The 11,440-nt window shown below is 73.0% G+C and carries 10 protein-coding genes and 1 pseudogene; 3 read left to right on the top strand and 8 right to left on the bottom strand.

The window, feature by feature from the left end; all coding sequences use genetic code 11:
* Nucleotides 1-117: 117 nt before the first annotated feature.
* A pseudogene (locus tag AC24HA_RS16565) lies at nt 118-486 on the bottom strand (type I 3-dehydroquinate dehydratase); the annotation flags it as partial.
* A gap of 236 nt (nt 487-722) precedes the next feature.
* Here AC24HA_RS16565 and AC24HA_RS16560 point away from each other — a divergent pair.
* Both AC24HA_RS16560 and AC24HA_RS16555 read left to right on the top strand, forming a co-directional pair.
* Nucleotides 723-1,292 carry a type 1 glutamine amidotransferase domain-containing protein gene (locus AC24HA_RS16560; protein ID WP_425707628.1) on the top strand — a complete coding sequence of 190 codons (570 nt, stop codon included), beginning with the start codon at nt 723-725 and terminating at the stop codon, nt 1,290-1,292.
* Nucleotides 1,293-1,619: 327 nt separating this feature from the next.
* On the top strand, nt 1,620-2,114 hold the full coding sequence (locus tag AC24HA_RS16555) for a hypothetical protein (protein ID WP_425707539.1): 495 nt from the start codon (nt 1,620-1,622) through the stop codon (nt 2,112-2,114).
* A 7-nt stretch (nt 2,115-2,121) separates the two neighbouring features.
* On the opposite strand, the gene AC24HA_RS16550 is transcribed toward AC24HA_RS16555, so the two are convergent.
* From AC24HA_RS16550 to AC24HA_RS16540, 3 genes are all read right to left on the bottom strand, one after another.
* Nucleotides 2,122-3,474 carry a CoA transferase gene (locus AC24HA_RS16550; protein ID WP_425707540.1) on the bottom strand — a complete coding sequence of 451 codons (1,353 nt, stop codon included), beginning with the start codon at nt 3,472-3,474 and terminating at the stop codon, nt 2,122-2,124.
* A 106-nt stretch (nt 3,475-3,580) separates the two neighbouring features.
* On the bottom strand, nt 3,581-4,231 hold the full coding sequence (locus tag AC24HA_RS16545) for a 4a-hydroxytetrahydrobiopterin dehydratase (RefSeq protein ID WP_425707541.1): 651 nt from the start codon (nt 4,229-4,231) through the stop codon (nt 3,581-3,583).
* Nucleotides 4,232-4,367: 136 nt separating this feature from the next.
* Entirely contained in the window at nt 4,368-5,486 is a 1,119-nt protein-coding gene (locus tag AC24HA_RS16540; protein WP_425707542.1) for an NDMA-dependent alcohol dehydrogenase, read from the bottom strand.
* Nucleotides 5,487-5,677: 191 nt separating this feature from the next.
* On the opposite strand from AC24HA_RS16540, the gene AC24HA_RS16535 reads away from it, so the two are divergent.
* Nucleotides 5,678-6,091: an MmcQ/YjbR family DNA-binding protein gene (locus AC24HA_RS16535; RefSeq protein ID WP_425707543.1), complete on the top strand. Its 414-nt coding sequence runs from the start codon at nt 5,678-5,680 to the stop codon at nt 6,089-6,091.
* A 92-nt stretch (nt 6,092-6,183) separates the two neighbouring features.
* Here AC24HA_RS16535 and AC24HA_RS16530 read toward each other — a convergent pair whose 3' ends face one another.
* The 4 genes from AC24HA_RS16530 to AC24HA_RS16515 all read right to left on the bottom strand — a co-directional run bounded on the left by AC24HA_RS16530 (nt 6,184) and on the right by AC24HA_RS16515 (nt 11,192).
* A complete protein-coding gene (locus AC24HA_RS16530; RefSeq protein ID WP_425707544.1) occupies nt 6,184-6,825 on the bottom strand; it encodes an SDR family oxidoreductase in 642 nt (213 codons plus the stop codon).
* Between the two features lie 161 nt (nt 6,826-6,986).
* On the bottom strand, nt 6,987-8,375 hold the full coding sequence (locus AC24HA_RS16525) for an FAD-dependent oxidoreductase (protein ID WP_425707545.1): 1,389 nt from the start codon (nt 8,373-8,375) through the stop codon (nt 6,987-6,989).
* Between the two features lie 184 nt (nt 8,376-8,559).
* Nucleotides 8,560-9,513, bottom strand: a complete 954-nt coding sequence (locus AC24HA_RS16520) for an aldo/keto reductase (protein ID WP_425707546.1) — start codon at nt 9,511-9,513, stop codon at nt 8,560-8,562.
* Nucleotides 9,514-9,668: 155 nt separating this feature from the next.
* Nucleotides 9,669-11,192 carry a catalase gene (locus AC24HA_RS16515; RefSeq protein WP_425707547.1) on the bottom strand — a complete coding sequence of 508 codons (1,524 nt, stop codon included), beginning with the start codon at nt 11,190-11,192 and terminating at the stop codon, nt 9,669-9,671.
* Nucleotides 11,193-11,440: the final 248 nt, after the last annotated feature.

Here is an 11,440-nt window from a genome sequence, read left to right as displayed (position 1 = left end):
GAGACGATCGACGTCGGTGCGCGAGCCGGCGCCGACGGCAGCCAGCGCCTCGGCCGCCGCCGGGTGGTCGGCCTCGACGTCGACGAGGTCGACGCCCCCCGCCGCGGCGAGGTTCGCAAGGAGCCGGACGTACTCCTCGGGCGGGGCGCTGCCGGACCCGCCCTCCGCCGTCGTGCGGTAGGTGACCATCAGGGGTGTGCCCGCGCACGCGGCGACGACGGTCGGAAGTGCGTCGAGCACCGCGCGGTGAGTGCGTGGGTCGAGGACGGTGTGCCGGGAACTGGACGGCGTGCCCGTGCCCGCGTCTGCGCTCGTGTCGGCGAGCGCGAGGTCGATGCGCCACTCGACGACGTCCGCACCGGCCGCCACGGCCTCGGCCGCCCGCTGCGCCGCGTCCGCCCCCGTGACGACAGGCACGACGACGGCCGGACGCTGCGCGGAGAGCGTGACGCCGCGCAGGGTGAGAGCGGCGGTGTTCTCGGGCATGCGGCGAGCCTACGTCGAGGAGGGCGTGGGTCGGCCGGGACGTGCGGGGCATCGTGCTCGCCGCGCGCAAGCCCGTTCGCGCTGGGTCCTCACCGCGTCGTCTCCGCGCGCGAGCCCGTTCGCGCGGGGCGGACAGAGCCCCCGACTCGCCGTGCTCAGGATGCGTCGCCCACCCGGACCCTGTTGCATGGAGGTGACCGCGGCCCCTCGCGGGTCGGACCGACATCAGGAGGTTCATCATGGCCCCGAACATCTCCGGCAAGAAGGTTGCCTTCATCGCCACCACCGGCGTCGAGCAGTCCGAGCTCGCGCAGCCGTGGAAGGCGGTCACGGACGCCGGCGGCGAGCCGACGCTCATCTCGCTCGAGCCCGGCACCGTGACCTCGCTGAAGTTCGACTGGGACCGGGGTGAGGACTTCGAGGTCGACCTCGAGATCACCGCCGCGAACCCGGACGACTACCAGGCGCTCGTCCTTCCCGGTGGCACGCTCAACGCCGACGCCCTGCGCACGAGCACCGAGGTGCGGACGTTCGTGCGGGCGTTCTTCGACCAGCACAAGCCGGTCGCCGCCATCTGCCACGCACCGTGGATCCTCATCGACGCGGGCGTCGTCGACGGACGCCGGATGACGTCCGTGAAGTCCGTCGAGATCGATCTCAAGAACGCCGGCGCGGACTGGGTCGACGAGGAGGTCGTCGTCGACGCCGGTCTGACGACCTCGCGCACCCCGGCCGACCTCGCCGCCTTCTGCGCGAAGGTGGTCGAGGAGATCGCCGAGGGCAAGCACTCCGGCCAGACCGCCTGACGGTGGACGCGCGGCGCTGACGCGCAGGCCCTCCGGCTACCCGTCTCGTCTCGTCGCCTCGGCGATCGAGACGAGACGGGCGTGCTGAGCGGCCCACGCGACGTCGTCCAGGTCGGGCAGGGTCGACCCCCGGGCGCGTGACGAGGGCGCTCCACGAGGCGTCGGGCAGGTGCGCTTCTGCGGGACGCGTGCCTCGGGGCACGGACCTGCCAGGATCGGACCGTGGACGAGCCAGTGGGTCGGGGTGCCCAGAGTCAGGGTGGCGACGGCCCGGGACCAGTTCGTGCTCGGCGCCGTCGGACCGGTCGGCGGCGCGGCTACGGACTCGTGGCGCTCGCGATCGCGTGGCTCGTCGTCGGGCTGCTCGGTGTCTTCGTCGTCGCCCTGATCGGCGGATCGACCGGGGCTCCGCCCGACCTCGTGGCGAGCGAGCCGCAGCCGCTCGAGGACGACCGCTACGACCTCCGCGGTGACGCCCCCTACGTGCTGGTGGCATCGGCCGCCGTCGAGGCGGAGCCCGTGTGCTCGATCGTCGGGCCGGGCGGTGAGGAGGTCGAGAGCGAGGTCGCACCGAACTGGGCCCGCTCCGACCGACCCGCGATCGCGAGGTTCTACGCGCAGGACACCGGCAACCACGAGATCACGTGCAGCTCCGACGGCGTGGATCTCGAGGTCGCCGTCGCCGAGGACGGCGCCCGGGAGTGGGACGAGGAGCGCGACGCGCACGAACACCGGATGATCGCCGCGGTGGTGCTCGTCGCGGTCGTCGGCGTCGCACTGCTGCTGGTCGGGACCCGTCGGGTGGTGCGGAGCAGGACCTGAGCAGGTCTCAGCCGCCCGCCCACGCGAGCTCGTCGTCGCCGTACGGGCGCGGCGCCCAGCGGTGCGCCAGGCGCTCGCCGCCGACCGCGAACGGCGGCGGGACGTGCAGCAGCCGCCCGGACGGCGAGTCCGTCTCCGCGAGCTCCGGCCCGGCGTCGTCCGGCGTGCCGCCCGGGCCGGGCAGCGCGAGGAGCTCGGTCGCAGAGTCGAGCAGGGCGAGGTGCGCCGATCCGGCGCCGTCCCGTGCACGTGCGGCGAGCAGCCGCATCGCCGAGGTCGCCACGCGGAACCCCGTGACGTAGTCCAGCGCCTGCACCGGCAGCGCCCCCGGTCTGCCGTCCGCACCCCGGTAGACGTCGGCGATGCCCGACGCCGCCTGCACGAGGCTGTCGAACCCCCGGCGCCCGGCCCACGGGCCGATCGTTCCCCAGGCGCTGAGCGCGACGACCGTCAGCCCCGGGTGGCGGGCCCGGACGCCGGGACCCTCGAGGTCGAACCGCGCAAGCGCGCCCGGCCGGTACCCGGTGAGCAGGACGTCGGCCCGCTGGAGCAGGGTGTGGACCCGGTCGAGCACCTCGCGCGTCGCGAGGTCCGCCTCCGCGGTGCGGAGCCCGAACCCGGTGTCGAGGTGCTGGTCCGGCAGCTCCGGGAGCGCGGGCGGGTCGATGCGCAGCACGTCGGCACCCAGGCTCGCGAGGAGTCGGGCCGCGCTCGGGCCCGCGAGCACCCGGGTGAGGGCCATGACCCGCAGTCCGCGCAGCGGGAGGTCGCCGTCCGCGAGCGGCGGCAGGCGGTGCGCGGCACCGGGGGCGAGCGCGTGGTCCGGCCGGTGGCCGGGCGTGCCGCGCACCGCGACCGGCTCCGCGGCGGCGAGCTCCGCGGCGGTGCGCACGGCGACCGCCAGCCCGCCCGCGGCGGTGCGCACGGCGACCGCCAGCCCGCCCGCGGCGGTCACGCGCTCCTCGGCCTCGAGGCTCGGCAGCGCACCGAGCGCCCGGGCCACGTCGTCGGGTCCTGCGTCGTCGGGCAGGGAGAGGGCGGAGCGCAGCGCCGCGACGTGGTGCGGGTAGTTGGCGTGCGTGCGGACCCAGCCGTCGGCCGTGGCGAAGAACGCCGACAAGGGGCCGAAGCCGATCCGGCGACGCCCGTCGACGCGCAGGTGGTTCGCGGTCGCGACGGCGTCCCAGGCCCACTCCGGACGCGTCGTGACGACGCCGGCGGAGTCCCGCTGCTGGGCGAGGGCCGTCGCGGCGTCGGCGCAGTCGGCCGCGGCGGTCTCCGCGAAGGTCTCGACGTCGAGCGGGCCGCGCCAGGGGCGGCCCCGGCGCTGCGGGCGAGGTGGTGCGGCGGCGGTGCTCACGCCATCATGGTGCCGACCGCTCGGCGGGGACGCCAGAGCAGATCGACGCCGACGCCACACCCCGCCCTGACCGGTCGCGTCAGGACGGCCCGCCGGACTTCGGCCGTCAGCGGTCGAGCACGGTGCAGAAGCAGGCGCGGTTCCCCTGGGCGTCCTCGACCACGACGAACGCCCGGCCCCGGCCCAGGTCCTCCACACGCCGACCGCCGGCGGCGACCGCCGCCTCGACACGTGCGTCGAGCTCGTCGGCCGGGATCTGGACGTCCAGGTGGAACCGCTGTCGCGGCGTCTCGTGGGCGTCGGTGCGCTGGAACCACATCAGCGGCGCCTGCCCGGCGGGGTCGGCGATCTCGTCCCCGTCGACGTTGTCCGGCGAGCCCGTGAGCACCGACGACCAGAAGGTGTCGATCTCGCCCTGGTCGGCGGTGTCCAGCGCGAGGTCGACCTGGGCGGTGCCCGCCGGCGAGGCAGGCACGCCGTCCGCCGCGGCGATCGTGCTGATCCGGCGCGCGAGGTCGACGTCCTTGGCCGTGACGCCACCGGAGTCGTGGCTCGTCAGGCGGATGGCCACCGACGGGTAGGTCAGCGTGATGTCCGGGTGGTGGCCGGCCGCCTCCGCGGCCTCGCCGATCGCAGCGACGAGCGAGAGCCCGCGCGCGAAGCTCCCGGTGTCGAAGCGCGTGTACAACGCGCGCCAGAGGTGTCGCCAGTCCTGCAGGTCGGCGTCCTGGATCTGGGCCGGGGTCAGCTGCTCCATGACCCCAGCGTGGCACCGGTCACCGACATCGGCATCCCGGGTACCTGCTGGTCGTGACGAGCGTCTGCCCCGTGGGCGCCGTCGGGCGTCCCGGCCGACCCGCGTGTGCGGCCGGGACACCGGACGGACCGGGGACTCAGTGCTCGTGGACGACGACGCCGCGGATGTTCTCGCCCGCGTGCATGGCCTCGTAGGCCTGGTTGATGTCCTCGAGCTTGTACTGCCGGGTGGCGAGCTCGCCCAGGTGGAGCTTGTTGTCCTTGTAGAGCTCGATGAGCTTCGGGATCGCGACCCTGGGCGACCAGCCGCCGTAGAGGCAGCCCTGGATGCGCTTCTGGAGCATGGAGATGGAGAACAGGTTGATGCCGTCGATCGTCGAGCTCGTGCTGCCCTGACCGGTGACGACGAGCGTGCCGGCCTTGCGCACGGTGTCGTAGGCCTCGAGCACGTGCTCGCCGGTGGTGACGCCCACGGTGACGATCGTCGAGTCGGTGCCCTGGCCGTTGGTGAGCGACTTGGCGAGCGCGTCGGCGTCGGCGATGGTGGCGAACACGTCGGTCGCGCCCAGCTTGAGCGCCATCTCCCGCTTGAACGGCTGGGGGTCGACGACGATCACGCGCCGCGCCCCCGCGTACGCCGCGCCCTGGACGGCGTTCATCCCGATTCCGCCGGCGCCGAGGATCATCGTCACGTCGCCCGGCTTGACCTCGGCCGCGTTGACGGCGGAGCCGAACCCGGTGGGCACGCCGCAGCCGATGAGGCAGGCGATCTCGAGCGGCACGTCCTTGTCGATCTTCACGCAGGAGGTCTGGTCGAAGACCTGCCAGTTGGCGAACGTGCCGAGCATGGCTGCCTTGGCGACGTTCTGGCCGTCGGCGTCCTTGAGGCGGAACCCGCCGTCGAGCTGGGTGCCCTCGAGGATGAGCGCTCCGTAGTCGCACAGGTTCTGCATGCCCATCGAGCACCACTTGCACTTCCCGCACGCGGGGACGAAGGAGGTGACGATGTGGTCACCGACCTCGAGCCCCTGGACGCCCGGGCCGACCTCGCGCACGATCCCGGCGCCCTCGTGGCCCGCGACGACGGGCAGGTTGGGCAGGGGGGTGTCGCCCTTGGCCATGTGGTCGTCCGAGTGGCACAGGCCGGTGGCCACGACCTCGACGAGAACCTCGCCGTGACCGGGAGCGCTGAGCTCGAGGTCCTCGATGTGCCACCTTCCGGGCTGCTCCCGCAGCACTGCCGCACGAATCTGCATCGCTGAGAATCTCCTCGTCGAGACGGGTCGGCCGCTCGTCGGTGAGCGGCGCGGGGGCAGGCTCTGCCCCGGACCGAATACTGGCACGGCATGCCGTTATATGCCAGGGGTGAGGCGGAGAACTGGCGGGTGCCTCGTCCGCCTCGCCGGGGCTGTCGAACCCATGCGTACCGGAGGTCTACGGTTCCTCCATGGGGCACCCGCGGATGTTCGACGACGCCGACCCCGTGCTCGCCCGGGTGCGGGAGATCGCGCTAGCCCTGCCCGACGCCGCGGAGAAGGTCTCGCACGGCCGGCCGACGTTCTTCACGACGAAGACCTTCGCGACGTACGGCGGCAGCGTCCGGCTCGGGCCGGGTGACCACGAGCGGCACGACACCAGCCTCCTGCTGCGGGCCGCGGACGAGGACGAGCTGCGGAGCATGCTCGCGGACCCGCGCTGCTTCTACCCGGCGTACGTCGGGGCGTCGGGCTGGTACGGCATCGACCTCGACGACGCGACCGGCTGGTCGGAGATCGCCGAGCTGGTCGAGGAGTCGTACCGCGTGACGGCAGGCCCCCGACGGGTCGCACGACTCGATCGCGACCGCGCCTCCCGCGCCTGACTCGAGCTGACCGAGGTCGGACGGATCGACGACGGCCGGTCACCCCGCGGGGTGACCGGCCGTCGTGCCGAGCTGCGTGTGACTCGCGGCGGTCAGGCGAGCACGTCCGCGATCGGTGTGGCGCCGTCGTGGAAGTTGACGGTCCGCCCGATGGACGAGGGCTGCTCGAGCGCCGCGGCGATGACCGCGGCGACGTTGGCGCGGGAGGTGTCGCCCGACTGGTCGGTCTCGGTGATCCTCGCGGTCGCGGGCTCGAGCGTGAGGCCGCCCGGGCCGAGGATCGTCCAGTCCAGGCCGCTCTCGCGCAGGTGGGCGTCGGCGGTGGACTTGGCGTCGGCGTAGGGGAAGAACGAGCTGTCCTCGGGCACGCCGTGGTCGGGTCCGGCGCCCACGTAGGACACCATGACGTATCGGTTGACGCCGGCCGCCTTCGCGGCGTCCATCGATCGGATCGCGGCGTCACGGTCGACGGCGTAGGTCTGGTCCGGGTTTCCGCCCCCGGCGCCGGCGGTCCACACGACGGCGTCGTGCGCGGAGATCAGGTCGGTCAGCTCCTCGGTGGAGAGCTTCTCGACGTCGGCGACGACCGGGATCGCGCCGGTCGCGGTGATGTCGTGCGACTGATCGGCGTCGCGGATGACCGCGTCGACGGAGATGCCCTTGTCGACGAGCAGGGGGTGGAGGAGGAGTGCGACCTTGCCGTGGCCGCCGAGGACGATCACCTTCTGAGTCATGCTCTTCACGCTAGGGGCGCGTGGGCGTGTCACGCACGGGGGCGGGATGGGGTCTCGCTGTGGGCGGAACGGGGAATCCGCGTGGACCCTGCGACCGGGTCGGGCTCGGCGAGCGGGTGAGGCCCGGCGACCGTGTCGGGCCCGGTGCACGGCTCCGGGCGCTACGCGAGGACCTCGTTGAGGGCCTCGGTCGACGAGGGGTGCGTCCAGATGCCGTCGCGCAGATCGCTCGCGGTGATGCCGTGCCGCATGGCGAGCGCGAGGAGGTTGACGACCTCCTGGGCGTCGACCGTGTGCAGGGCCGCCCCGACGATGCGGTCGGTGCCCGCCTCGACGAGCACCTTGATGAGCCCGTGGGTCTCCTCGACCGCCTTCGGGCGTGGCATCGCGGCGATCGCCGCGACCGGCTTGGACCGCACGACGACGTCGATCCCACGCTCGGTGGCCTCCGCCTCGGTGAGGCCCACGCGGGCCAGCGGTGGCGTGAGGAAGGTGGTCGTCGGGACGGCCACCCGGTCCTCGGTCGACCGCGACGACCCGCCGCGCAGCTGGTCCGCCACGATCCGGTGGTCGTCGTAGGAGATGTACGTGAACTGCGGGCCGCCGTTGACGTCGCCCACCGCGAACACGCCCTCGGCGCTGGTGCGCAGGTGCTCGTCGACGGTGATCGCGCCGCGCTCCCCGACGGCGATACCGCCCGCCTCCAGGTCCAGCTCGGCGGTGCGGGGGTTCCGGCCGGTCACCACGAGGATCGCCTCCGCGGTCAGCGTGCGCTCGGTGGCTGCGCCCCCGTCCGGGCCCGCGACGTCGAGGATGAGGTCGGCGGCCTTGTCGCCGTCGACGACGCGGCGGGCCGACGCCCCGAGGAGGAACGTCGTCCCCGCGTCCTCCATGGCGGCGCGCACGCTGGCGGCGACGTCCTCGTCCTCGCGCGGCAGCAGCCGCTCGGCGACGTCGACGACCGTCACCTGCGAACCGAACCGCGTGAACGCGTCCGCCAGCTCGAGCCCGATCGGTCCCGCCCCGAGCACGACGAGCCGCTCGGGCAGGGACCCCAGGAGCTGGACACCGGTGGAGTCGACGACGTATGCGCTGGCCCGCAGGCCCTCGATCGGTGGGAACGACGGCTCGGACCCGGTGTTGACGACGACGTGCGTCCCCCGGACCGTCACCGTGCCGTCCGCGGTGGCGACCTCGACGGTCCGGTCGCCGACGAACCGCGCCGTGCCGATGAGAACGGTCGAGGAGTCGAGGTCGTCGACCATCGCGAGGTTGGCCGCGCGCAGCTTGGCGGTCAGGGCGGTGCGGAAGCCCTGGGCGGACCGGAACCAACCCGCCGCATCCTCGTCCCTGCGTCCGGCGGCGCGGTGGACGAGCGCCTTCGTCGGCACGCAGCCGATGTTGATGCACGTCCCGCCGACCATCTGCGGGTCGGCCTCGACGATGACCACCCGCTCCCCGGCCGTGGCGTGCGCGCGGGCCAGCGTCTTGCCGGCCTTGCCCCAGCCGATGACGAGCAGGTCCGCGTCGATCGAGCTGTCGGAGGTCATGCGACCACTCTTGCAGCCCGTGGTTCTGTTCGGGAGCCTGGAGGGATGGGAGAGCAGCCGTGGACCCTGCGCTTCGTCCTCGGGATCGCCGTGGGCGTCGGCGTCGGGATCGTGCTCGACGACGTGCTCGTCGCGATCGTGGTCGCCGTGGTGCTGGCGATCGTCCTGTCGGGTGTCTCCCGGGTCATCGGGCGGCGGGGCCGACGATCCGGGCGCGGTCGAGACGGTCGATCTGGTCGGGATCCAGCTCGGTCGTGACCGCACGCCACGCGTCCTCGATCTGGCCCACGCTCGAGACGCCGGCCACCGGCCGTACGGGGCGCCCGCGCTGCGTCATCCACGCCAGCACCGTCTGTCCGGCGTCGAGATCGACCTCCGAACCGACCTCGCCGAGCGCGAGGAGCGCCGGGCCGAGTGCGGGTGTGCGGTACTGCTCGGGGATCGGCCGATCCGCCCGGGTGTACGCCCCGGACAGCAGCGGGGAGTACCCGACGAGCGTGAGGCCGGAGCGGTGCGCGAGGTGCGCTACGGCGTCGTCGAGCTGGACGTGGGGTGAGAGGTCCGCACCCGGAGCGGGCCGCAGGTAGGTGAAGCGCTGCTGCAGCGCGGTGAAGCGGTGCGCGGTGGGTACGGACAGCGCGGCGTGCAGACGCTCGGCCGAGTAGTTGCTCGCGGCGATCTCGCGCACCAGTCCCTCGTCGATGAGGTCGGACAGGGCGCCGAGGGTCTCGTCGAGGGGCGTGTGGAGGTCGTCGATGTGGGCGTAGAGCACCTCGACTCGGTCGGTGCGCAGCCGCTGCAGCGAGTCGGTGACCTGCCGTCGGACGGCCGAGGCGCCGAGGCCCGTGGTCCCGCCCGGCCCGGGGCCGCCGGCCACGGGCAGGTTGCCGATCTTGGTGGCGAGGGTGACCTCGTCGCGGGCGATCGGTCCGCGCGAGTCGAACCAGGCGCCCAGCGTGCGTTCGGACTCCCCGCCGTCGCGGCCCACCCAGTGCGCGTAGATGTTGGCCGTGTCCCAGGAGAGCGCGCCGAGGTCGCGGGCGCGGTCGAGCACGTCGTGGGCGATGCGGGCCGGCACGGTCGTGCCGAAGTACATCGTGCCGAGCGTGAGCGGGTGGGCGGCGAGCAGCGAGGTCATCGGGGAGAGTCTGCCCCGTCGTCGGGCCGGGGGTGCCGGCGACCCGCTCGGCTCGCGGTGCCCGGAGCGGACGGGAACGACGACGGCGCACCCCGGGCTCGGGGTGCGCCGTCGTGCGTCGGCCGCCGTTCACCGGCGGCCCCGAAGGTTCGGGATCAGGCGCCCGCCGCGCGGACCTTGTCCTCGATCGCCTGGCCGGTGGCCTGGTCGACGGCCTTGACGTAGAGGTAGACGCGCTCGCGCACGGCCTCGCTCACGCCGCCGAGCAGGGAGCCCGCCACCTGGTCGACGTAGGCGGCGCGCTGGTCGTCGTTCCAGACCTCGCGGACCAGGGTGCCCGGCTGGCCGAAGTCGTCGTCCTCGGCGTGGAGCGCGTACGCCTGGCGCACCATCTCGCCGTCGGCCTCCCAGCCCTCGTCCTCGACGCCCTGGAAGTCGGCGTAGTCGCGACCGTGGGAGTTGGGCACGTAGTTCGGCCGGGCGCCGCTGTGCTCGTACTCCATGGGACCGGCCTGGCCGTAGTTGTTCGTCTCGACGATCGGCTTGTTGACGGGCAGCTGGTTGTAGTTCGGGCCGATGCGGTACCGCTGCGCGTCGGCGTAGGCGAAGACGCGGCCGAGCAGCATCTTGTCGGGGCTGAAGCCGATGCCGGGGACCACGTTCGAGGGCGCGAACGCGGCCTGCTCGATCTGGGCGTGGTGGTTGACCGGGTTCGTGTCGAGCGTCATCGTGCCGACCTCGATGAGCGGGTAGTCCGCGTGCGGCCACACCTTGGTGAGGTCGAACGGGTTGAACCGGTAGGTCTTCGCGTCCTCGTACGGCATGACCTGGACCGAGAGCTTCCAGGACGGGTGGTCGCCGCGGGCGATCGCGTCGAACAGGTCGCGGCGGTGGTGCTCCGCGTCGGTGCCGGCCAGCTCGTCGGCCTCGGTGTTGCTGAGGAACTCCATGCCCTGGTTCGTGTGGAAGTGGTACTTCACCCAGAAGCGCTCACCGGACTCGTTGACCCACTGGTAGGTGTGCGAGCCGTAGCCGTTCATGTGGCGCCACGTGCCGGGCAGGCCGCGCTCGCCCATGAGGTAGGTGACCTGGTGGGCCGACTCGGGGTTGAGCGTCCAGAAGTCCCACTGCATGTCGTTCGAGCGCAGGCCCGAGTCGGGCAGGCGCTTCTGCGAGTGGATGAAGTGGGGGAACTTCATGGGGTCGCGCACGAAGAACACCGGCGTGTTGTTGCCGACGAGGTCGTAGTTGCCCTCGGTCGTGTAGAAGCGCAGCGAGAAGCCGCGGACGTCGCGCCACGTGTCGGGCGAGCCCAGCTCGCCGGCGACGGTGGAGAAGCGGGCGAGCATCTCGGTGCGGGCGCCCGGCTGGAACACGGCGGCCTTGGTGTAGGCGGAGACGTCGTTCGTCACCTCGAAGCGGCCGAAGGCGCCCGAGCCCTTGGCGTGCGGACGACGCTCCGGGACCGACTCGCGGTTGAAGCGGGCGAGGGACTCGACGAGCTTGACGTCGTGGAGCAGCAGCGGGCCGTTCGTGCCGACGCTCAGCGAGTTGCGGTCGCTGACGGCGGGCGCGCCGTTCTCGCGCGTGCTGGCGCCGGTGGGCGCCGTGCCCTCGGGGAGCGGGCCGAGCGTGTCGACGCTCGGGTCGTGCGGGACGGGTGCGTTACCTGCGGTCACGGTGTTCCTCTCGTGGATGTCGTCCTGCCCCGGGCATTCGGGAGTGTCGGGGCGGTCACGTGGTCCGGGCGCGTGATCGGGGGCGCCCGGTGCGTCACGTTCCTGTCCGGTCCAATGTCGTCGGGGGACGAATCATTCCCAGATCCATGAATTCGTATGAAGTTGTCGGCCGCGCTGACCCCGAGCTCTCGGGTGGGGGACCTGGGGGTATGCGCTCCCGGGGATCGCCCCGGACCGGCCTGCGTCCA

This window comes from Georgenia sp. Z1491 (genome assembly GCF_057652395.1).
Note: the sequence above shows the minus strand (reverse complement) of the source record. Positions and strands in the feature narration are given on the sequence as shown.